This is a genomic window from Bacteroidales bacterium, assembly GCA_012519055.1.
Classification (GTDB): domain Bacteria; phylum Bacteroidota; class Bacteroidia; order Bacteroidales; family Salinivirgaceae; genus JAAYQU01.
This window is the reverse complement of sequence record JAAYQU010000006.1, coordinates 63,114-86,215: the sequence shown is the minus strand read 5'-3', so window position 1 is coordinate 86,215 and position 23,102 is coordinate 63,114. Positions and strand designations below refer to the sequence as shown.

Annotated in this window: 17 protein-coding genes and 1 CRISPR repeat array; of the genes, 10 read left to right on the top strand and 7 right to left on the bottom strand. The window is 35.6% G+C overall.

The window, feature by feature from the left end; genetic code table 11:
* Positions 1-154 precede the first annotated feature (154 nt).
* A CRISPR array of direct repeats spans positions 155-738; the repeat unit is 47 nt; unit sequence GTTGTGAATTGCTTTCAGAAATTTGTATCTTTAGGATCTAAAACAGC.
* A gap of 493 nt (positions 739-1,231) precedes the next feature.
* From cas2 to GX311_01510, 4 genes are all read right to left on the bottom strand, one after another.
* Positions 1,232-1,564, bottom strand: a complete 333-nt coding sequence (gene cas2, locus GX311_01525; GenBank protein ID NLK15059.1) for a CRISPR-associated endonuclease Cas2 — start codon at positions 1,562-1,564, stop codon at positions 1,232-1,234.
* Entirely contained in the window at positions 1,557-2,507 is a 951-nt protein-coding gene (gene cas1 / locus GX311_01520) for a type II CRISPR-associated endonuclease Cas1 (protein ID NLK15058.1), read from the bottom strand. Before cas1 ends, cas2 begins: the two co-directional genes overlap by 8 nt.
* Before the next feature lie 2 nt (positions 2,508-2,509).
* The gene (locus GX311_01515) at positions 2,510-6,958 is read right to left on the bottom strand and encodes a hypothetical protein (GenBank protein ID NLK15057.1); all 4,449 of its coding nucleotides are present in this window, start codon (positions 6,956-6,958) and stop codon (positions 2,510-2,512) included.
* Between the two features lie 436 nt (positions 6,959-7,394).
* Positions 7,395-8,123 (bottom strand): hypothetical protein, encoded by a 729-nt coding sequence (locus GX311_01510; GenBank protein ID NLK15056.1) that lies wholly within the window; start codon positions 8,121-8,123, stop codon positions 7,395-7,397.
* Between the two features lie 169 nt (positions 8,124-8,292).
* On the opposite strand from GX311_01510, the gene GX311_01505 reads away from it, so the two are divergent.
* The 7 genes from GX311_01505 to GX311_01475 all read left to right on the top strand — a co-directional run bounded on the left by GX311_01505 (position 8,293) and on the right by GX311_01475 (position 14,799).
* Positions 8,293-9,009: a Fic family protein gene (locus tag GX311_01505; GenBank protein ID NLK15055.1), complete on the top strand. Its 717-nt coding sequence runs from the start codon at positions 8,293-8,295 to the stop codon at positions 9,007-9,009.
* Between the two features lie 51 nt (positions 9,010-9,060).
* Positions 9,061-10,050 carry a hypothetical protein gene (locus tag GX311_01500; protein NLK15054.1) on the top strand — a complete coding sequence of 330 codons (990 nt, stop codon included), beginning with the start codon at positions 9,061-9,063 and terminating at the stop codon, positions 10,048-10,050.
* Positions 10,051-10,184: 134 nt separating this feature from the next.
* On the top strand, positions 10,185-11,198 hold the full coding sequence (pstS, locus tag GX311_01495) for a phosphate ABC transporter substrate-binding protein PstS (protein NLK15053.1): 1,014 nt from the start codon (positions 10,185-10,187) through the stop codon (positions 11,196-11,198).
* A 317-nt stretch (positions 11,199-11,515) separates the two neighbouring features.
* Positions 11,516-12,373, top strand: a complete 858-nt coding sequence (pstC, locus tag GX311_01490) for a phosphate ABC transporter permease subunit PstC (GenBank protein NLK15052.1) — start codon at positions 11,516-11,518, stop codon at positions 12,371-12,373.
* 30 nt (positions 12,374-12,403) lie between these two features.
* A complete protein-coding gene (gene pstA, locus GX311_01485; GenBank protein NLK15051.1) occupies positions 12,404-13,282 on the top strand; it encodes a phosphate ABC transporter permease PstA in 879 nt (292 codons plus the stop codon).
* Positions 13,283-13,324: 42 nt separating this feature from the next.
* A complete protein-coding gene (pstB, locus tag GX311_01480) occupies positions 13,325-14,095 on the top strand; it encodes a phosphate ABC transporter ATP-binding protein (GenBank protein ID NLK15050.1) in 771 nt (256 codons plus the stop codon).
* Between the two features lie 41 nt (positions 14,096-14,136).
* Positions 14,137-14,799 carry a hypothetical protein gene (locus tag GX311_01475; GenBank protein NLK15049.1) on the top strand — a complete coding sequence of 221 codons (663 nt, stop codon included), beginning with the start codon at positions 14,137-14,139 and terminating at the stop codon, positions 14,797-14,799.
* Between the two features lie 16 nt (positions 14,800-14,815).
* Here GX311_01475 and GX311_01470 read toward each other — a convergent pair whose 3' ends face one another.
* The 3 genes from GX311_01470 to GX311_01460 form a co-directional block, all read right to left on the bottom strand.
* Positions 14,816-16,204, bottom strand: coding sequence for a hypothetical protein (locus tag GX311_01470; GenBank protein NLK15048.1), 1,389 nt, complete (start codon positions 16,202-16,204; stop codon positions 14,816-14,818).
* A 2-nt stretch (positions 16,205-16,206) separates the two neighbouring features.
* Positions 16,207-16,887, bottom strand: a complete 681-nt coding sequence (locus GX311_01465) for a response regulator transcription factor (protein NLK15047.1) — start codon at positions 16,885-16,887, stop codon at positions 16,207-16,209.
* A gap of 341 nt (positions 16,888-17,228) precedes the next feature.
* Positions 17,229-19,511, bottom strand: a complete 2,283-nt coding sequence (locus tag GX311_01460; GenBank protein ID NLK15046.1) for a TonB-dependent receptor — start codon at positions 19,509-19,511, stop codon at positions 17,229-17,231.
* Positions 19,512-19,610: 99 nt separating this feature from the next.
* Between GX311_01460 and GX311_01455 the strand changes: the two genes are divergently transcribed.
* From GX311_01455 to GX311_01445, 3 genes are all read left to right on the top strand, one after another.
* A complete protein-coding gene (locus GX311_01455) occupies positions 19,611-19,769 on the top strand; it encodes a hypothetical protein (protein ID NLK15045.1) in 159 nt (52 codons plus the stop codon).
* Positions 19,770-20,283: 514 nt separating this feature from the next.
* A complete protein-coding gene (locus tag GX311_01450; protein ID NLK15044.1) occupies positions 20,284-21,708 on the top strand; it encodes an MBOAT family protein in 1,425 nt (474 codons plus the stop codon).
* Positions 21,709-21,758: 50 nt separating this feature from the next.
* Complete coding sequence (locus GX311_01445; protein ID NLK15043.1) at positions 21,759-23,033, top strand: hypothetical protein; 1,275 nt, start codon at positions 21,759-21,761, stop codon at positions 23,031-23,033.
* The last annotated feature ends 69 nt before the right edge of the window (positions 23,034-23,102 follow it).

Here is a 23,102-nt window from a genome sequence, read left to right as displayed (position 1 = left end):
GTTGTGAATTGCTTTCAGAAATTTGTATCTTTAGGATCTAAAACAGCTATCGAAGTGATTGCAAAAATTTGTAAAATGTTGTGAATTGCTTTCAGAAATTTGTATCTTTAGGATCTAAAACAGCTTCTAATTCGTTCGTGTTATTACAACCGTAGTTGTGAATTGCTTTCAGAAATTTGTATCTTTAGGATCTAAAACAGCCAGGATTAAAGTTTATGTTTTTTATCGCTTGTTGTGAATTGCTTTCAGAAATTTGTATCTTTAGGATCTAAAACAGCCATTAATTACTTTTTTCGTTATCGCTTTTGGTTGTGAATTGCTTTCAGAAATTTGTATCTTTAGGATCTAAAACAGCCTTGTATTACCGACACGGCTCGGCTACATTGTTGTGAATTGCTTTCAGAAATTTGTATCTTTAGGATCTAAAACAGCTTTGCGCCGTGTTGGCGATACCCATTGCAGTTGTGAATTGCTTTCAGAAATTTGTATCTTTAGGATCTAAAACAGCTGTCGGTGTCGTCAATTGTCCAATTAACACGTTGTGAATTGCTTTCAGAAATTTGTATCTTTAGGATCTAAAACAGCTTTACCGTGTCCGCCTCCGTAAAAGCTGTTGTTGTGAATTGCTTTCAGAAATTTGTATCTTTAGGATCTAAAACAGCTTAATAAGGTTGCAATGGCTAATCCTTATGTTGTGAATTGCTTTCAGAAATTTGTATCTTTAGGATCTAAAACAGCCTTTTGTAGCATTACAAGCAAATCAAAACAGTTGTGAATTGCTTTCAGAAATTTGTATCTTTAGGATCTAAAACAGCCTAATTTAAAACAATTTCGCTATATTTGCAGTTGTGAATTGCTTTCAGAAATTTGTATCTTTAGGATCTAAAACAGCAAACCACCACAGCCCTATTGCACAAAACACGTTGTGAATTGCTTTCAGAAATTTGTATCTTTAGGATCTAAAACAGCAGATAACGCTTTCAGTATTCGACTTAACAGGTTGTGAATTGCTTTCAGAAATTTGTATCTTTAGGATCTAAAACAGCAAAAACAACCAAAAACACGGCTAATTTTAAGTTGTGAATTGCTTTCAGAAATTTGTATCTTTAGGATCTAAAACAGCACAATATGGACACCGTGCTGAGAATCAATAAACTACAGACTGTTTTAGAAATAAAAAATCCCGAGAAAAAATCGGGATTTTCTCTTTATATATATCAGTTTTTTATTTCTAAAAAAGTTCTAATTGTCGATAGGGTGATGGCTTTTTATCCTCCTTTTGACAATAGAAAATCTCCATATTTCCAAACTGTTTGTCGGTAATACAGAGGATTCCAACCTTGCCTAACTCCGGCAGAAAGCCTTTAACTCGTTTTATATGAACTTCGGCATTTTCGCGACTTGGGCAATGACGAATATAAAAAGAGAACTGAAACATAGTAAAGCCATCTTCAATCAACTGCTTGCGGAACTTTGCTGCTGCTTTACGCTCCTTTTTTGTCTCAGTTGGCAAATCGAAAAATACTAAAACCCACATAATTCTATATTCGCTAAATCTATCCATCTGTATTATAAGGCTCTAAAGTTGGGTAAACCACTCGCCTAAGTTCACCCGAAAAACATTTATAGAGAGACGACGATGTTTGTGTCGCGGCAATCATTAGTGGACTACGCCTTTTGCCAATTATTACCTCAACTGTTGGAATTTGTAGCAATTCCTGTTTAATCTCTTTTGTAATTTTAGAGCAATCTATACCGCTTGCCAAAAGTTTTATCACAATTTGGTCAACATAAGGGCGATACGGCTCCATTACATCATCTGCAAGACAATAAGCGTTGTAGCGATTGTGGTGATGAATACCTAATGTAGGCAAAAGTCCACTTGATACAAGGCTACGAGCAATTATAGCGCGCAAAATAGCATAACCGTAGTTTAGCAGATTATTTGGCGGAATACCATCGCGATTGCGTGTAAAGTCGGGGATTTTTGGGAAAAGATTTCGCCAATAATATACAGCTGCTCGCCCCTCTAAATTGTCAGGGTCGCCACTGCGAACCTCATTTACCCAAACACGCATATTACGTGCCTCTTCACCCATAACAGACTCTAAAACAGCTGCTTGGTTTAGTATTTTCTGTTGAACAGTCTGTTGCCAAAGCTGTTTTTTTAATGGTAGCGAAGCCTGTATCTGCTGTGTGAAACGCTCACTCTGCGTGGTGTTGCCACAGAGTGGAAGCATTAAACCAACAGGCAAATGGCTATTATCGCAGGTTATCAGAGCTACATTATTTTCCAACAACGCCTCCATTACTCCATGTGTAATGGTAATCTGTTTGTTATCAAGCAACACCACTCCTATATCCTCTATAGGGATAGTAATAACCGAATCCTCTTTAAAAGTTTCGGGCAAATCAGACTTTTCTACCTCAGGCAACTTGATTGTCAGCTGTCTGTTTCGCAAACTAAGATATGTTGGGTTGCCAAAATAGAGTGTTTTTTTTATCATCTCTAGTTAATAAAATTTATTTTTCCACTGTCGGAAATCTCGAAATCACGTCCTTCAATAATACAATTAAAGTTACTTGCAACAAGATTTAATCTTGCTTGATATTTTGTATTATCAAAAACAGAAAAATCTTCATCATTTTTGATTTTTTCATTCTCTCTTGCTTCAAGATGTTGTTGCAAATAAATGCGGTTACTACCTGTGAAGTTATACTTATAGACATTATATAAACGTTTAAGTAATTCTGTGTTCTCTAAGTCAAATATTTCTTCAGGCTTTTTACTGTACATTAAAACTCTGGTTCCTGTCTTGATAATAGCAGAGAGTTTATACTGTTTTTTATTTTTGCTTAATTCATTAAAATAAGGTTCATTTTTGATATCATCAGATGATTTTATCCCCAACTTTGCTACTTCGAAATAATTTATAAACTTAAACTCTCGTTCCAGCTTCCCTTTATGATAACATTCATAAAGTAAACACAGATAGTTTCCATCATTTTGAGCATAATAATATCTCTTATAATCTTTTTTGGATTTATAAGTTTGTTCTTTTATTTCAATTGCTTTGTCTTTAGTAAAAAACCCTCTTCCTGCCGCCACTCTGCACCTAACGTGACGAATAGGCAGTAGAAGTCGTCCGTTTTTATCTTTTTTAATTTCTTTGCCGTCACTATCTAAAAGCCAAATGGGCTCATTAATAGATACTGAAAATGATTTTCCTTCGGATTGGCGTTTTGCAATTGTCTTCAAAATACTGTTTTTTACCGTCGGATCAATTATTTTATCTAAATCTTTCTCATCTTTAAAACTCGTTATCGGCACTCGTATTACCATGCTAATAACTTCATTACCACTCTTATCCGTTTCATAAACATATTTACCATCATCACCTTGTATAGGAATATTATATTTGTCTGTTTTAGGATATTTTATCGCCCCGAAAAATGAATCTTTATGCAACTGCCCACGGATACTATCTCCTGTAATCCAACGTTTTGGCTGTGGTTCGCCATTTTTATAAATAATGCTGCCATCTTTATCTCGTTGCCAAGCAACCTTACCTCTTGTTCGCCAACGTTTACGTGTAGGTGTAAGAGTTTGGTCTTTTGAAATGTGGTTTATCAGAATATTTTCCTCAATAAAATTACCTATTTCATTTACGTTTCTACCGAAACCGCATTGGGCAATCTCTTTTTTAAGCTCCTTTGTTTTTTCTGTTATATCTTTATTAGAGCGTCTATCCTCCTCTATCTCATAGAATAATTTTAGCATTTTTTCACGTTTAGCAGAGGCTGGTATAAGTGTAAGCACTGTTGCATCAATTGCATGATGCGAGTGTTTGCTTCGATCTTTCTTTTCATCTATGCCTTGTATTCCAAGCATCTTTCTATAATCTGAAGTATGTCTGCCGTTTTGAACCTCAACCTTGTCAAACACTGTTTTAAGATAGTGATAGGCATATTTTGTAATAATTCGAGTATCAACTAATTGGCTGTTTTTAAACCCATCGGTTACCTCTGTCATTGTAAAACGGTTTAGCTTATTTTGCCAATAATCAAGTTCCATTTGCCACAAGTGGCGTTGACGAATGCAATAATCTTTACGTTCCTTGTCGGCAGCTTTTTTTGATTTCCCAATCCAAAACTCCACATTATCTTTTAGTCGATCCACTTTATCAAACCAAGGTTTTAATCGTGGCAATATTGCAGAATATAGTTTACCGTTAATTGTGGCATCTTTATTATAATTTTCCAACTCTGTTGGAATACGATTCTTCTTTATAGCACGATTGTAATAAGCATCACAAACTGTCAGATTTTCCAACGAATTATCAAATGATTTGCTTCTCGGAATAGTGTGTTCGAAATCTGACACATTGTCATCAAAAAGTTTTTTAATGTTTATGATTTCACCTGTATAAATACAGCGACAACCCTGCTCTAACCACAAACGATATTTCTTAATTTCATTCTCTTTGGACTTCTTATAATCCTCTACGAAATATATTTTCTTCTTTTGAGATTTATCCTCACTGCTCGGTTCTTGAAGCTGATCGTTACCTAAAATTTCGTGCTGATCGCACAACAAACGAACTTTGTCTATATTATCATCGGTTGCTTGTACCTCTTTTAGTAGCTCATTGATTGCTTTCTCATATACTTTATTTTCAGCTTCTCGTCCATCTTGATATGCTCTTATTGCCCATCGCATATTTGCATCGTTAATTTCACGGGCTGTCTCCACTACAATTCGAGTATTTTCGTCTATCAATTGGTTGCCGTCTTCATCCACCGCTTTAAGTAAAGAGTTTATTTGTCTGCGTAATGTATGTAATACACGCATAGCCATAGGGTTTTTTATTGCCCCAACTACGGGACTTCCAAGCAGTTTAAGCCATCTTCCATCCTCAATTTGTTGTTCTTTTGCAGGTATATAAAAACTGATCATAGAAGGATGGTAGATTTTTTTCAACTCTTTTACGTTTAAAAACTCAAAATTATCTAACAGATATTTAGCTAAGCTATCTGATAATCTCAGCAACTTATAATAATCTCTATCTTCTGATTTAAAAAAGGATTGATAATATTGCCCAACTTGTTTAATGATTTCTCTCTTCTCATCATCACTCTTCTTACTCCAAGTTCGGTTCCCGTATTTATCTATGCAGGCGTTTTCAATATCTTTTAGGTCGTTTTCGCCAAGTTTGTATTCATGGTTTTTATAGGCAAACTGCTCGCCGTCATCTAAAGACAACGATTTATATTTGGCAATCAATGCGTTTGCAATACTTTTAATATCTTTTTCTTTACGATTTTCTGAAATAATTGAACTAATTTGACTCACTATCTCTGATTCATTCTCTCCCCATTTTTCGCCAAATATTTCAGGCAGTTTTGCCAACAAAACAGATTCGGTGTAGATGAATCCTTTTTCTAAAAAGTAGTTGATGTTTTTAATGGCTTTTAAGCTTAACATCGAGTATCCTGGTTTAATATCGTTATGCAATCTGACAAATGCGTCTGATTTTGCTTTATCAAACTTCAATGTTTCTTCGGCAAAAATTCTTACAAATTCTGGTTCGTCAAATGAAAATGCGATATGCCAAATATCCTCTGCCGTATAAGTAATTTTACGAACTTCTCCTGTTTTTTTATTTATGCGTTCTTTCTCCGTTGTCAACACAACTTTCTCCCAATCCAACCCCAATAAGTTTTTCAATCTGCTAGATATTGGACAACCAGAGACATTTGTTTTATCACCATAATTAATGGTACGTTTCTCTTTATCTCTGTCATATCTTAATATATAATTACGAGTATTATCTCTAATATCCTTTTCAATCCACTCTCTAATCTCCTTAAAATCAAAGCCTTTTGCAGTCCTAAGAAACTTGTCTTTGTACAGTTTTTGCTTTTGCTCTAATGTTAGATTTTGCCACTCATCATCTGTAGATTTTCTGTATTGAATATTGTTGATAAAACTATAGGCGCGAAATTTTTCAAACTCAGGGTGACTAATGGGACAACGCGGTTTACTACCCTCTAAAGTACATTTTCCAACTAACCATTTTTGCGAACGTAGTGGACGTTTATAAAAAATTGTTCCTTCTCCTTTCTTTTCGCTTGTGAGTCTTTTATAAAATTCACTATTAATATCGAGTCCTTTCTGAAACTCGAAAATCTGCCTAATTTCGTCTTTATATTGCGTTCGTACAGCCTGATAAACGCTATCGCGGATACGGACACCTTCATCTTCCAATTTAGCAAAAGCACAACCAACTGTTTTCAGATTGTTCGCTTCCATATAAGCCTTCAAATCCTTTGATTTCTTTTCTTCCGATTTTTTTAATTCTTCGGTTATATCAACCTCAACTTCATTCAAAAGGTCTGTTTCTGTAGCCTCTTGCTCTTTTATAGTTTCTCCCTTACTACTTTTAAAGCCACGTCTTTGAGCAATATGATACAAAGCTCTGCCGAGTTTGTATCTGTCACCTTGTTGAGTAAAATCGAATTGTTGCTGCATTAATTCCGCCCTTAATTGGTATGGGCTTGAATAATCAGCCTTGCCATCTCCATTAAAATCTAATCGAACCCATTGTTCAAATCCTTGGGCATGAATTGGATACTGTCGCTTTAATCCCTTTTTCTTGTCATATTTTCTCCATTTATCCAAATCCTCCAAAGAAAGAGGACAGTATCCCTCTTTAATCAGCAACTCTAAGGTTGCCCAAATTCTATATTTTCTAGCTTGGTATAATCGCCTGGAAGAGCGTTTTATCCTGCGTTCTGCTGCATAAGAGTATTCTCCAGATTGTCCTTTACCTATACCCGATTTAAAAACAACTGATGAAAAATACTCCAACTGCTCTTGTAAATTGTTACCCCTATTAGCATTCCGGACGGATAACCCTATTGAAGATGGACCTAAATCAATACCTAATACTTTCATATTTAACGAATTTTATTTTTTGTTGACAAATCAAATTTTTATTGTATCTTTGCTTCATAAAAAGATACAAATTGTGAAAGACTTTTCACAATAAGGCTATAAGCCGAAGATTTTCTTGGTTTCCGCGTACACCCGTGGAAACCTTTTTATTTGTAAAAGTCTTTTACCACAATAAACAAAATTACTAATTTTTCTACAACAGAAAAAAATATACCTTAACTCTTCCATAACCAGCCTAATAACGATGTCATTTTGCTCGCCACTTGTATAATGAAAAACTGTTTTGTATATTTGTAATTGGTTGTACGGAGTATCTCTAATCAACCCTGGCCTTGGGATTAACTTAATTAAGTTAGTCCCATTGTATTTTAAAGACTACTTAAACAATCTTTAATCACAACTGAAGCTATCTAACCACTTGATTTTCAGAATACTTTTATCTATTCCCCTTATAAAAGCAATACCCCAAATTAAAGTTAATATTTACAAATGGGAAAAAGGCATAGCCTGAATGATAGGGCTTTTTACCCGAATCCATAAAGTGTCTCGTTTCACTATAAAAAGGAGCAGTTGAAGAAGCTGAGACTACATATTTAGCCCCCACCCCTACGGCAATATCAAAAACAGTCCCTGATTTGAATATCTCTTGCCATCCTATATTAATAAAAGCTGCTGTAGAAAATCTGTCCACAGTTTTGCTATCAATATCTGCCTTTGTGTAAAGATTCTTTAAATTTGCCGATAGGTATCCACCCGACATCGCCAGCCTCTCTTTTCCAAAATATCTTCTTAGCTCGGCATCTAAGGCAAAACCGTTAACTCGTTCAACGAATATGACTGTAAATCTTTTGTCAAAGAGATCATCTGTTTTATCTGTGAAAATATATCTAGCCCCAATATGCAAACTATATCTGTTTTTCATTGGTTTTTCAAAACTTAAGCCTGCCGAAAAACTTTTTGTAATAAAATCCCCTTGAATAATATGGAATGGGGATATCTTTAAAACAAACGGAGTTCTGTTTTTTTGCTGAGAAATTGAATCCCCATGATTATCACTTAATACGGTGTTAAACTTGTTTTGCCCTGTTCGCAATTTTGTTGGCGTTTCAGCAAAACAAATTGCGCTAATACCGAATATCAATAAAAATAGTTTTACTTTTTTCATGCCCAATTGCTTTTTGGTATAAGCTTATTAATAATGGCAAAGATAATACTCTTTATACAACAGCAAAAAAGCAAATAATGGTTATAGAAAAAATCTAAAACCTGACTATTTTTCTTAAATTTGCGAATAAAATTGCATTTGATATTTGAATCTACTTTTTATTGCATCAATGAACTTAAAAAACCGACTTATAGAAGAAAAACAGGCGAAACGCAAAGGGGGCTTATACCATAAGACACAGATAAATCTTGCCTACAACTCTAACCGCATTGAGGGAAGTCGGCTTACCGAGGAGCAGACCCGCTATATTTTCGAAACCCGTACCATAGGATTCAAGGAGGAGGAAGCAGTGCCTGTTGATGATATTATTGAAACATCAAATCACTTTGTTGCCTTCGACTTCTTGTTAGACAGCATAGACGAGCCATTATCAAATGCAATAATCAAAACGTTTCACCGAATTTTAAAATCGGGTACTTCCGATGCCGCCAAACCCTGGTTCCGTTTAGGTGATTGGAAAAAGTTAGCCAACGAGGTGGGCGGTATGAAAACCACTATGCCACAAGATGTTGACTCTGAAATGAATAAGCTTAATGATTGGTATAGCAAATTGCCCACTATTGAGTTTGAGAATGTTATAGAATACCATTACTGCTTTGAGCAAATTCACCCCTTTCAAGACGGTAATGGCAGGGTCGGACGTTTGATTATGTTTCGGGAATGCCTGCGGAACAATATCATCCCTTTTATTATTGATGAACAATACAAACAATTTTACTACCGGGGATTAAAAGAGTTCGGCACGGCAAGAGAATATCTGCTCGACACTTGCCTTTCGGTGCAAGACACATATAAAGAGTGGATTAAATACTTCTATGGTGAGTAAACATAATAATACACTCGAAAAACAATACGGACAAACAGAATGTAATACAAAATGAAACTAAAAATACTCCTCCTCGTTCTATTGCTGGCTTCGCTACGTACGTCTGCTCAGATAGACTCACTAAAAGTGTCACTACAACAAAACGGGAAACCTATTATTATGATTTTTGGGAATTTCCATTCGGAATTCACAGATATTGAAAATACAGGTTTTGAGATTCAGCGAGCCTATCTTGGCTATCAATATATGATTTCAGAATCATTCTCTACAACAGTCATCTTTGATGCGGGAGAATCTTCTGATGTTGGCGATTTACAGCGAATAGGTTTTCTTAGAAACGCCTTTCTTAAGTGGAAAAAATCAAACTTTACGCTAAATGTTGGTCTTTTAGATATGAAATTGCACGATACTCAGCTAAAAGCATGGGGACATCGCTATATTATGAGAACATTTCAAGACAAATACAAATTTGCTCACGTCGCCGATTTGGGTATGATAGCCGAGTATCAATTCGGTTCGCTTTTTGAAGCCGATGTGACGTTTGTAAACGGCGAAGGGTTTAAAAAGATTAGTGTTGATCCATATTTCCTTTACGGTGCGGGTCTTACATGCAAACTCTTTTCAGGTCTTACACTTCGCATAACTGGTACATATAAAGATTATGATCACGGGTACGATTTCTTAACCGGACAGGAAAATCTTTCATGCTTCGCAGGCTACGAAAATAATAAATTCGGCGCAGGAGTAGAGTATAGCGCTATTTGGAATACAAGCAACTCCGAAGGTAAACATCAAGATGGATTCTCAGCCTTTATATATACCTGCCTTACTGCAAAGGCTGAAATATTTGCACGTTGGGACTGTCTCTCCTCGGCTAATGAATGGAATATCGATAGAGAAGAAAATGCGGCTATTTTGGGTTTTCAGTATTCTCCAAATAAGCATATTCGCATATCTCCAAACATCTGGATTACAATACCAAAAGCAACTCCCACAGAACCAAAAATTGCAGGATATATTAACCTGGAAATCAAGCTGTAAGATTGTTTAAGCGGTTGTTACAATTTCGTAACAATTTCGTAACAGGAATGAAACTTAGTCATGGTTACTTTGTGTTGAGAAAATATGAATAAATAAAAGTAAAGAAAATGAAATTAAGAAACACATTTTTTATTATGCTGGCAGCCTTTGGCATTGTTGCTGTAAGTTGTCAAAACAAGGGAACTGTAACCCTTTCAGGAGCGGGAGCTACTTTTCCGCAACCCTTTTACCTAATGACATTTAAATCCTATTTTGAAGCTACAAACAACACTGTTTCGTATGGAGGTATTGGTAGTGGTGGTGGTATCAAAAGTTTAAAAGAGAGTATTGTAGATTTTGCAGGAACAGACGCTTTCCTCACAGATGAAGAGATGATAGATATGCCTTCGGTAATTCATATCCCAACATGTATGGGTGCAGTAGTATTAGCATATAACATAGAGGGAGTAACAAATCTTAAACTTACCGGTGACTTGATTGCCAAAATTTATGCAGGTCAGATAAAATATTGGGACGATGAACAGCTAAAGGCTGTAAACGAAGGTGTTAATCTTCCACACAAAGAGATTGCCCCTATTTATCGTTCAGACGGTAGTGGTACAACTTTCGTATTCACCGATTATCTAAGCAAAGTAAATAGCGATTGGAAAGAAAAATATGGAGGCGACAAATCAGTTTCTTTCCCTGCAGGATTTGCAGCTAAAGGCAACCCCGGTGTTGCTGGCGTACTTAGCCAAACTGACGGAAGTATCGGATATATAGGTTCTGAGTATGCTTTTGCTCAACAGCTTAATTTTGCAAGTATTCAAAATGCTAATGGTGAGTTTGTTACACCATCGTCAAGCTCAATTTCAATTGCTGCAGATACCGATATTCCTGCAGACTCACGCTGTATGATAACCAACTCGCCTGAGCCGGGTGCTTATCCAATTAGTCTGTTCACATGGATTATTGTATATGAGGAGCTTAATAACGGTAAACGCACAGAGGCAGACGCCGAAGCACTTAAATCTCTACTTCGTTACATGCTTTCTGATGAAGTACAGGCAAGCACTGAAAAGGTACATTATGCACCAATTCCTGCTTCGGTTAAAGAGCAAGCCCTGAAAAATATTGACAGAATGGTATATACCAACAAAGAAAGCTAAACCACTATTGAAGTTTTTTTAAATAATAAAGAATGAGATACTTAGGCTTAAATCTAATACCAAGTTGTTCGTTAAACAGCCAATGTTGGATAGAGCCGAAGGGAACAAAAAACACGTTTTTTCATTTTCTTTACCAATATTTTCACCAAAGGGTGTGCATAGTATGAATTACGGTTCCTGCTCGCAACACCCTTTGTTTTTATTACGATATTAAACATTTAACAACTAAATCAGTAGAGGAGAAAGAGAAAAGGTGCAAGGGAAAAGTACTTTTAACTCAATTATTAATTGCTCATTGTTAATTGTTAATTGATTTTATGAAGGACAGAATCTTTAAAATAACACTTTTTTTAGCAGCACTTCTTATTTTGATTATAGGAGGAGGAATGATATATTCCCTAACTACCGGAGCAATGCCAGCTTTTAAGGAGTACGGATTTTTCAGCTTTATTTTCTCATCCGAATGGAACTATACTGCCGGCTCGGAGCGTTACGGAGCACTTGCATTTATTGTCGGGACGCTTCTAACATCGTTTCTTGCGCTTGCTATCTGTATTGTTTTTTCAATACCCGTATCAATTTTTACAGGCGAATACTTTAAGGGCACAAAAGTAGCTTCCGTTTTAGAGACAATGATTGATCTTTTGGCGGGTATTCCGTCAATTGTTTATGGACTTTGGGGATTCTATATGCTCCGTCCTGTGATTATGAATCTTGGATTATCAAAACAGGGCTTTGGCGTTCTAACAGCATCTATTGTTTTAGCAATAATGATTATCCCTTATGCAGCCTCGTTAAGCAGTCAGTTTATTAAAATGACCCCTGTAGATTTAAAAGAGGGAGCTTACAGTCTTGGTGCTACTCGCAAAGAGATGGTAACCAAAATTGTATTCCCTACCGTGTTACCGGGCGTTATTTCCTCTTTTATTCTGGCTTTAGGGCGTGCTTTAGGCGAAACTATGGCTGTTACTATGCTTATTGGTAACACAAACACTATTCCTCTCAGTTTGGGAGATACTGGTAACACAATGGCAAGTATCATTGCTAATCAGTTTGGCGAAGCTTCAGATAATCGCCTTGCTGTTCTGATTGCTATTGCACTTTTGCTTTTTATTATCACACTGATTACAAACTCGATAGGACGAATGTTAATAAGAAATATGAAACCAAGATAAAGGATTTCGAAATCCGAAATTTATGGGCGTATGAAGTTAGATGTTAGTTTTAATAAGAGGAGATTGATTAAAGACAAACTGTTTTTATGGTTTGTTATAGTTTTTTCAGTCATAATTGCGTTGCCGTTGGTTATTATCATCGGAACAGTACTTATTAAAGGCATTAAACAAATAAATCTCGATTTTTTCATTCAAACCACGCCCACAACCTTAGAGGCTATGATGGCGAACAGTATCGGAGAACGTGTTCCGGGAGGTATTGCTAACGGAATAGTTGGTATGTTTCTAACCGTAATTATGGCTTCATTAGTTGCTATTCCCGTTGGTATTTTTTGTGGTGTATATATCTCAGAAAACAGAAATAAACGTTTTGCCGGTATTATACGTTTTCTCAGTGATTTGCTGCAGGGAACACCTTCGATAGTTATTGGTATTATTGCTTATTTGTGGATTGTTATTCCCATGGGTACTTTTTCAGCTATTGCCGGAGCTGTGGCATTGGCAATAATGATGCTTCCATTGATTATTCGTTCAACCGAAGAGACTCTTAACCTTTTACCTGTCAGCCTTAAAGAGGCTGCACTTTCGCTAGGAACTTCATATTCAGCAATGATTTTCAAGGTTTGGTTACCTTCGGCTTTCCCGGGCATTTTTACGGGAATACTTTTAGCTATTTCGCGTGTTATGGGCGAAACTGCACCGCTTATGCTTACTATTCTTGGCAGCTCGTACATTCAGTGGGATATTACCAAGCCAAACACCTCTGTTTCACTACTTATCTGGGAGTTTTATAACGACCCCAATTTGCAAAGTATGATTTGGAGTGCATCGCTATTTTTATTAGCAGCTGTGTTAATTCTTAATATTACGGCAAAAACCATTGCTAAAAAAAGAAGTCCTATTTTTTAACAAATTCAAAGTTTTTATTGCGATTAAAACATAGAAAAACAGATGAAAACCATACAAGAACCCGTTTTAAAACTGAAAAATTTAAGCATTTCCTATTCACCCAATGAATACGCTGTACGCGATGTAAGTGCCGATATTACTCGCAATACTATTACTGCTATAATGGGACCTTCGGGTTGTGGCAAAAGCACTCTTCTGAGAGCAATCAACAATATGCACGCATTGCACGAAGGCATTAAAATGACGGGTGATATTATACTAAATGGTCGCAACATACTCCAAATGAATCCTATTGATGTGCGCACTCAGGCAGGGATGGTTTTTCAACGTCCTAATCCTTTCCCAACAATGAGCATTTACGATAATGTTATCGCCGGATATCTGCTCAAAGGCATAAAGCTTAAGAGAGCTGAGCGCGATAGAATTGTCGAGGAGAATCTTCGCAATGTGGGATTATGGGACGAGGTGAGCGATGTTCTTCACAAAAAAGGAACTTTTCTATCTGGAGGACAACAGCAAAGACTCTGTATTGCACGCACGCTGGCTCTTAAACCAAATCTTTTGCTTATGGACGAACCAACATCGGCTCTCGACCCCATTGCTACTCTCAGAATTGAGGAGCTTCTTGTACAGCTAAAAGAACAGGTTACTATTATTATCGTAACACATAATATGTCGCAAGCCTCAAGAATTTCAGATTATTCAATGTTTATGTATTTGGGCGAACTTGTTGAATATGAAGAGACTAGCATAATGTTTACTAATCCTAAAGATAAACGCACTGAAGATTATTTAATCGGCAAAGTTGGATAATTCACCATAATATTGTATTATTACTGACAAAACATAGAGTTATGATAAGAGATAATTCATTAAAAATACTAACTGAAGAGTTTATTGCTTTAACGGATATTATGTCCGAGCAATTTGTTCTTGTAGGCAAACACCTTGAGCAAAGTATCACTCCAGAGGAATTAAAAAAGGTTCGCGAGAATGAAAAAAACATTGATTTCATGGAGAACAAAATTCGTGAAACTGTAATTAACGATATTGTTCGGCTTACTCCTCGTGCTATTGATCTCCGCAGAATGGTGTCAACTCTAAATATTATTGTTGACATTGAGCGAATGGGTGATATACTCAACAGTATTTGCAAACGTCTACCCATTATTATTGAATCAAAATCTGTTTGGAAAAAATATCAACCAAAATTGATTAGTCTGTTTGGAATGGTAAGCAAAATGTTTGACAACATTGTTTACGCGCTTCATACCGAAAACAATTATATCGCACGCAACATTATTGCAACTGATGATTCCATAGATGAAAGTTATCATGAAATTCACCAAATGCTGTTTCAAAAAGACGTTAAGGCAGCCGAAATGCCTGCCTACTTAAACCTTAGCCGCATTCTTTATTTTATGGAGCGCATAGGCGATTCGTGTACAAATATTGCCGAAGATTTACTTTATCTCACTGAAGGGATTAACGCAAGACACACTGATATAGACAGTTAATCGTAGTTTGAGGACTTTATTTTAAAATATTAAAATCAAATTGCAAACCGCCTTCTGGTCTGTTTTGTGCTACTATTGTTCCTCCGTGGAACTGTATAGCGTGCTTAACTATTGACAAACCCAAACCTGTGCCACCACTCTTTCGGCTTCTTCCTTTATCGATACGCAAAAAACGATCGAAAATTTTATCCAAATGTTCTTTATTTACTCCAACCCCTGTGTCGTAGTATTTTAAAAGATAACTTGTTTTATCCTGCTCTACACATTCAACAACAATTTGTATATCGTCACCTGCATATCTTATGGAGTTTTCAATCAGATTACGGAAAACAGAGAACATTAAATTATAATTTCCAGCAAAGAATGATTTTTCGGGAATTTTATTTTCAATTGTAACCTGCTGTTCCTTATATACTTCATGCAATTCAGTAGCCGCCTCTTCAAAAATCTCATGCAAATCCAATTTCTCTTTCGGAAAAAGATTTGCCGACTCTTCGAGTTTGGTAATCAGTGCCACATCTTGAATTAGATTCGACAAACGCAGAGTTTGTGCATGCGAACGTTCTATAAAATATTGCTGTTTTTCAAATCCTATATCCTTATTATTCAATAATATTTCAAGATAGCCTCGAATGCTGCTAACAGGTGTTTTCAATTCATGTGCAATATTGTTTGTCATCTCCTGTTTCATCAAACGATTTCTATCTTTCTCCTGAACTGTTTGCAACTTGCTGTCCTCTAGCTGTTTATATAAGGATATTATTTTACGACCAATTTCGCCAGAATGGGTATCGGGAAAATGAATTTTATTGTAGTCGATATTTCCTTTTTCAACATCTGTTACGAAACTTATCAAAGTTCTCATAACATTATCGAATTTATCTGTCATTAATACCAATACCAATAGTGTTATAAAAAACAGAAACACAACAATGTACAGCAAAATATTATCAAAGTGAATAAAATTCGTCCAGGTAATTACATATGGCAAAGCCAATCGTAAAAACGAGCCATTCTTACTTTTTCTGGCATAATAGAGGTAATCTTGATTTGTAGTACTCGATTTCCGAATAGCATATCCCTCGTTTGAGTAGTTTGCAGAATAGATTTCAGGTCGTCCCAAATGGTTCTCTTTAACGTTTTCGGCAACATTGTCATACATAATTTCCCCTTTCGAGTTGATCAGTGTAAGACGTACATCTTGAGGTAAATAGTGTAATGTTCCTTCTGCATCGGTTGAGTTTTCTAACATTTTTTCGACCATTGTGGCGAAAATACGCAAAGTCTCCTTTTGGCTATTGGTTTGATACTCTTTCTCCTTGTAATACTGTAACCAAGCAATTACGAAAGCATAAACTAAAAAAATAGCAAAAAAAGCTATTAGAAGTTTTCTCTTGTGTGTCATAACTATTTTACTTTCAAGCTGTAACCAAAACCAACCTTATTTACAATCTGCAAATTTGAATTGCGTATTTTTTTTCGTAATCGGGCTATATGAACATCGACACTTCTTTCTAAAACATAAACATCATTTTCCCAAACTCGTTGCAATATCTCCTCTCGCGAGAAATAATTGTTTACACTTTGTGCAAGCAAGACCAATATCTTGTACTCTTTTTTTGTTAGTTCTATAGGGGAGTCTTTAACTGATACCGTCAATGTGTTCAGGTCGATATTCAAATTACCCACTACTATATTCTCAGTTGATTTTTCTTCTGTGGCAGCAGAGGTACGTTTTAAAACAACTTTAACTCGTGCCAAAAGCTCTTTGAGCGAAAACGGTTTGGAAATATAATCATCTGCCCCCAGATTAAATCCTGTAAGCACGTCATTTTCACCTGTTTTTGCGGTTATAAAAATAATTGGAATATCATTATTATGCTGTTTTCTTAGAATACTAGCCATTTGATACCCAGACATTTCGTCCATCATTACATCTAAAAGGATTAAATCATGTTCATCGGTCAAGATGTGTAAAGCATCTTTGGCGTTATGCGCTACATCAACGAGATAACCTTCGCTTTCGAGATTATACTGAAGAATTTCACATATATCTTCTTCATCGTCAACTACTAATATTCTGTGCATTTTATGAGTTTTTTTATTGATAAATAGGTTGGCATATTCGTTTCATAACAGCATTATCTGTAATGTTAATGCTACCCCTTATTACAATGTAAATATATGAAATTTTTCTTAGAAACTTGAGAATAACAGATGTATATAAACGCAATAATTAAGAAAATATCAGAACTTCTGGTCACTGAGTCCAATCGAAGCGACCAATAATACATTAATTCCACAATAGTGGCTTCGATTGCTACGCAATCTGTTGCATCGTGCTACTCAAAACGAGCAACACAATTACGCAAGTCGTTGTTACAAGATTGTTACAAAACTGTTATTTTTTCTTAATATTAAAAATCTTACTATATTATAAATTTCAGTCCAAAGAAAAATGAACGTGGCATAGCTGGTCCGTAAATATATCCAGCATCGCGAAACTCTCCCTTGTCAAAATCGTTCTGGTAGCTGTTGAAAATATTCTGAACACCTCCATTTAATTGCAGTTTGGCACTTTCATTTAATTTAAACTCATAAGAGAGCTTTAAATTCACATCGTAAAACTCGGGTGTCACCTTTTCCATATCCTCGGCAATATAACCTGCAAAATGCTGAACCAACATTTTCCCTGTATATGTCCCGGACAATGAGATAAGCATTGGCTTTATCACTTGATAACTTGCTGTTAAATATCCATATTGATTTGGCGCACGAAACATCGTTTTTTGAGGTTCGATATTTGGGTTATCGCTCCACTTTTGTGCCTCTTTATATTCGCTTTTCTGGAGAGTTAAGCCAAACTGAACCTGTATTTTTTCAAACGGGACAACTCTTCCTTCAAAATTAATTCCCTTTACGACTGCTCCTGAACCATTTCTTCTCTCTAAAATAGTATTACCATTGCTATCTGTACCAATATCTTCGAGAACAAACACATTGTCGAGATTGGTATAAAATCCCTCGATTAACAGATTCGTGTTTACAACGCCAAAGGAATGATATAAATCGGCAGAAACGCTGTAACTTTGTGATTTCTCGGTTTCTAAAGCAGGGCTGTTTATTACCAACAGAGCCTCACCACCGACACTTCTAACATCTAAATCCTCATCAAAAATTTGAGGGGCTCTAAAACCGCTCGAATAGCTTGTTCTGAAATTTACACTTTCATTTGGACTATATCGTAAATTTAAACGTGGGCTAACTATAAGATTATCAATAAGATTGTGCTTGTCGAAACGAAATCCAAAAAGCAAGCTTAGCTTCTGATTTTTCCACTCATTTTGTACGAATGCACTCTTTGAGTCTGTTTTTTGGTCAATAACCCTGTTATAACCAAGCATTTCGTCCTTTAAATGATTCATATGATACTCGGTGCCTAACATCAATTCTGCCGGCATAAACAACAGTTTATCAATAGAATATGAGTATTGCACTCCTCCGGCAAAAGTTTTGTCGGCTGCTTTGCCATAAGCATTCGGGTCTTTTTGTGCGCCGTAATAGCTTTTTCTAACTATATGTTGCGCTGAAGAGTAAATATTTAAACGATGCTTACCGTTTTTTGAAAAAATATCGTACTTCAAGTTACCCAGATTGTTGTTATGGTCGGTTTGCTCGGCAATATCAGCTTCGTGGGGAGGCAAATCGAGATTATTTCCTCCTCGTCGAAATTCTCCTAAGTTGTGATATTCAAATGTCAGTTTCGAATAGTCGCTCGTTCGGAAATAGCTACGCAATCCGATGTTTTTGGCAATTATTTTACCTATTTCGGTAAAACCATCGCCATCGTAATCAAATGGACTGCGCTGTCTAGATGTGCCAAAAACCATTATCCCTGCTCTGTGGTTATCTGTTACTACAGAGGCGTTAAAAGTTGTGTTTACATCGGTTTTTTCACCATAAATTAAGTTGGTTGTATTTGCAACCTCAACGGAGTTTGACGTGGGTTCTTTTGTAATAATATTTATAACGCCTGCAATTGCATTTGCACCAAATAGAGCTGAACCTCCACCGCGAATAACCTCTACCCTATCTATCATATTTGCAGGAATTTGCTCAATGCCATAAACGCCTGCTAATGCACTGAAAATAGGGCGACTATCAATCAAGATTTGAGAATACGCTCCATCTAATCCGTTTATTCTAACTTGTTGAGTTCCACAGTTTTGGCAATTAGTCTCAACTCTTAAACCTGGTTGAAAGTTCAAGCCCTGCGCAAGACAGACAGAGTTAGTATTTTCAAATAGCTTTCTACTAACCATATTCACAATTACCGGTGCCTCTTTACGATTAACTTCATTCCTGCTTGCCGAAACAACAACACCATCTAATTGAATGGCATCTGGCTCTATTTCAAAATTAACCTCAATGGTTTTACCAGATACGATTGAGACCTGTTTTTCAGCTTGCTTATAACCAAGCCCATAAGCTACTAAAGTAAAATCTCCCTCGGGAAGATTCTTAAGAAAGTAGTGTCCTGTAGCGTCTGTTGTAGTTCCTATCGTGGTACCTTTTAGGGTAACCGCTATAAAAGGAAGATGTTCGCCTTTACATTTTACATCTCCTACGATATTTGCATCTGTTTTTTTCTGGGAAAAAACGCTCCACGGAATAGAAAGCGCAATAACTAAAACCCATATATATTTATTCATTTGTTTATGTTTTAAATAATTAATAATTAAACATTTATGGCGAAATTTTAAATTTGAATGTATTTAAAAAAATCCACCAAACACTAATCACCGTCCATCATGCGCAAAAAAACTAACATGCCATTTTACAACATGATAAACCAAGCAATTAAAAAAGATAGTGATATTAGTTTAGAACAGCTAAAGGCGGTGCACGAAAACCGTTCGAACAGAAAAAGTGAAGATTTGAGAAAACTTCGTCATTTTTTGGGTAAATGACATCTTTGAAGCTTACTTTCGCAACAACAAGCAAAATTGCACCAAAAGAGACTGTAGTTACAAAATATGATAAGAGTTGAATTAAAACATATTCGCTTTTTTGGTGATTATGCTTTGTCGGACACTCCTCTGAAAATGGATTGTAAGGGTGTGAGTGAACAATAGTTACACCGTCAACTATGTGAGAGTGAGGGAAAAACGTAATGCTGCTGTAATACGCCAAAAAGAGTGTTCAGTAACAGATGTTTTGCATACTTGTATATTTTCTGGCGTAATAATGTGAAAAACGAACACATTTCATAACTGTGCTTTGATTTACAAAATATCGATAACCGTGTTCGTTTCATAGATTAACAACTGCGAAATTTTCAATTAAAATTTTTACATCGCAAAGGTAGCATATTTTTAATCATTCCAAAGAAAAATAACTCAATTGACTTGATTAAAAAACATCTCTTTTTGTTGTATGTAAATCTATAAATGCTTACTTTCGCACACTTTAACAAAAAATAGTATGGTATTTAGTAGCATAGTTTTTCTGTTATACTTTCTTCCTGCGTTTTTAATTACCTACTATCTTGCTGATAAGAGATACAAAAACATTGTAATTCTGTTGTTTAGTATTTTCTTCTACAGCTGGGGAGCCCCGAGATTTATTTTTGTGATACTTGGAACAACGTTTCTTGATTTTCACTTGGTTAGATGGATGTCCCAAACTCGAAAGAAACTACACCGTAGGTTGATGCTAGCTCTGTCTGTATCAATCAATTTAGGGTTACTCTTTTATTTTAAGTACTTTAACTTTTTTATTGACAATATTAACTATGTGTTGTCAATTTTCGGCGATTACCATATTCATTGGGTAAAATTGGTGCTACCGATTGGGATATCCTTTTATACGTTCGAGACTATTACCTATGTGGTTGACGTTTACAGAGGTGTTCACAAGCCTTTGGACAATTTTTGGGATTACCAACTGTATATAATTCTATTTCCTAAACTAATTGCCGGACCTATAGTTCGTTATCACGATATGGCAGATCAGATTAAAGATCGCTCTCACAATGATACAATTGACAATAGGTTAACAGGTTTTTACCGTTTTATAATTGGTTTGGCAAAAAAGGTTCTTATAGCTAACCAAATGGGACAGCAAGCCGATTTGATTTTCTCAATGGACTATGCCTGCCTTGATACATATACCTCATGGATAGGGATTTTAGCCTATACATTTCAAATTTATTTCGATTTCTCCGGATATTCCGATATGGCGATAGGAATTGCCAAAATGATTGGCTTTAAATTCCCCGAAAACTTTAATAATCCATATATCTCTAGAAGTATTACCGAATTTTGGAGACGTTGGCATATAACTCTCGGAGCCTGGATGCGAAACTATTTATACATACCTTTGGGAGGAAACAGGGTCTCCACAAAAAGACGTTTGTATTTCAATCTTTGGTTCGTATTTCTTGCTTCCGGCTTGTGGCACGGAGCATCATGGAGTTTCATATTTTGGGGCGCATACCACGGTCTGTTTTTGGTTTTAGAACGAAGTTTCTTAATCAATTTTTACAATAAGATTGGCAAGTTGCCCAGCACGATTATTACATTTTTCATAGTAGTTGTTGGTTGGGTATTTTTCAGAATCGAAAGAATTTCAGATGCCTTTACATATTTAAAACGCATGTTTGCATTTGATTTTAACAACACACAATCCTTTAGCTTAGAGTTTTACACGTTTTTAATAATTGCCTTATTCTTTGCCTTTTTCGCATATTCAAACAAAGGACAGAAAATTCAAGATGCAGTCTATTTTAACGATTATTGTATTAAAAAACATTTAGCCGTATTTGCAATATCTGTATTACTTTTAATACTTTGCATTAGCTCAATTACAGCTTTTGGTTTTAACCCATTTATCTATTTTAGGTTTTAATTATGAAGCATATAAAAGAGAAATATATCAATAATATAAAAAAGGTGCTAATGTTTTTAATATTAGCTTTACTGTTAGCACCGTTATTTCAAGCAAAATTCGATATTGTTAAACTAAAACCATTAAAAGGAGCTATAACGGAACCTGTAAAAAATAGCTTTAATTTCAACGATTGGTTTTCAGGAACTTATCAGGAACAAAGAGAGAAATATCTTAATGAAACTTTTGGTTTTAGAAGCTCACTTTTAAGACTAAGTAATCAAATTGCTTTTAGTTTTTTTAATAAACCAAGAGCGAGTGGGGTTATTATTGGTAAAAATAAATATCTGTACGAAGAGAATTATATAAAAGCATACCATGGCACCGATTATATTGGTTATGATAGCATTATGAACAGAATGCAACGCTTGAAATATGTTCAGGATACATTATCGAAACTCGACAAAAATATTATCTTGATTTTTGCTGCAGGTAAAGGCTCATTTTATCCCGAATATTTCCCAGATGAGTACATTACAGAAAAAAAGACAACCAATTACGAAACACACCTCCAACTAGCACAACAATTAGGTATCTCTCATATAGATTTTAACAGCTATTTTATAGAAAACAAAAGTAAATCTCCGTATCCTCTGTATCCTCAATATGGCATACATTGGAGTTATTACGGTATGTGCTTAGCTGCTGACTCAATAATTCGATATATTGAAAATGCCCGAAATATCGATATGCCAAACTTATATTGGGACCAAATTGAAATTACACAACCTAAAAAAGGTGATTATGATATAGCCGATGGAATGAATCTTTTAGTTAAACTAAAGACATTCAATATGGCTTACCCTAACATTAAATTTCAATCAGATTCGGCAAAAATAAAACCTACTGTTTTAGTTATATCCGATAGCTTCTATTGGGGGATGTACAATATGGGGATAACAAGTGCATTCTCAAATAGTCATTTCTGGTTTTATAACAAGCAAATTTACCCAAACAATGATAATACTCCCACTGAAACAAGTATATTTGATTTAAAAGATGAGATTGATAAACACGACGTTATAATAATCATGGCAACAGAAGCTACGCTGCCCGCTTTGGGTTGGGGTTTTATTGAAAATGTGTATAATCACTTTAAAGGTATAAAAAGCAAAGAGAAATTTGATGCTGAATTTCAAACTAAAGTTACCAATCTACGAAATCAAATCAAAAGAGATAAGGAGTGGTTGAAAAAAATTGAAGAAAAGGCAGCTTCAAGAAAAATTAGTGTTGATTCTATGCTAACGATAGATGCTATTTGGATGATAGAACGGGGAGAAGTATAGGTCACCGAGTATATGAAGTGCCCATTTAGAGTTGTCGCTAAACTTATGTCCGCAACGGTGGCTTCGATT

Excerpts from the sequence above, each read along its gene's own strand:
- cas2 (NLK15059.1), bottom strand. The coding sequence starts at position 1,564 with ATGGATAGATTTAGCGAATATAGAATTATGTGGGTTTTAGTATTTTTC.
- cas1 (NLK15058.1), bottom strand. The coding sequence starts at position 2,507 with ATGATAAAAAAAACACTCTATTTTGGCAACCCAACATATCTTAGTTTG.
- GX311_01515 (NLK15057.1), bottom strand. The coding sequence starts at position 6,958 with ATGAAAGTATTAGGTATTGATTTAGGTCCATCTTCAATAGGGTTATCC.
- GX311_01510 (NLK15056.1), bottom strand. The coding sequence starts at position 8,123 with ATGAAAAAAGTAAAACTATTTTTATTGATATTCGGTATTAGCGCAATT.
- GX311_01505 (NLK15055.1), top strand. The coding sequence starts at position 8,293 with ATGAACTTAAAAAACCGACTTATAGAAGAAAAACAGGCGAAACGCAAA.
- GX311_01500 (NLK15054.1), top strand. The coding sequence starts at position 9,061 with ATGAAACTAAAAATACTCCTCCTCGTTCTATTGCTGGCTTCGCTACGT.
- pstS (NLK15053.1), top strand. The coding sequence starts at position 10,185 with ATGCTGGCAGCCTTTGGCATTGTTGCTGTAAGTTGTCAAAACAAGGGA.
- pstC (NLK15052.1), top strand. The coding sequence starts at position 11,516 with ATGAAGGACAGAATCTTTAAAATAACACTTTTTTTAGCAGCACTTCTT.
- pstA (NLK15051.1), top strand. The coding sequence starts at position 12,404 with ATGAAGTTAGATGTTAGTTTTAATAAGAGGAGATTGATTAAAGACAAA.
- pstB (NLK15050.1), top strand. The coding sequence starts at position 13,325 with ATGAAAACCATACAAGAACCCGTTTTAAAACTGAAAAATTTAAGCATT.
- GX311_01475 (NLK15049.1), top strand. The coding sequence starts at position 14,137 with ATGATAAGAGATAATTCATTAAAAATACTAACTGAAGAGTTTATTGCT.
- GX311_01470 (NLK15048.1), bottom strand. The coding sequence starts at position 16,204 with ATGACACACAAGAGAAAACTTCTAATAGCTTTTTTTGCTATTTTTTTA.
- GX311_01465 (NLK15047.1), bottom strand. The coding sequence starts at position 16,887 with ATGCACAGAATATTAGTAGTTGACGATGAAGAAGATATATGTGAAATT.
- GX311_01460 (NLK15046.1), bottom strand. The coding sequence starts at position 19,511 with ATGAATAAATATATATGGGTTTTAGTTATTGCGCTTTCTATTCCGTGG.
- GX311_01455 (NLK15045.1), top strand. The coding sequence starts at position 19,611 with ATGCGCAAAAAAACTAACATGCCATTTTACAACATGATAAACCAAGCA.
- GX311_01450 (NLK15044.1), top strand. The coding sequence starts at position 20,284 with ATGGTATTTAGTAGCATAGTTTTTCTGTTATACTTTCTTCCTGCGTTT.
- GX311_01445 (NLK15043.1), top strand. The coding sequence starts at position 21,759 with ATGTTTTTAATATTAGCTTTACTGTTAGCACCGTTATTTCAAGCAAAA.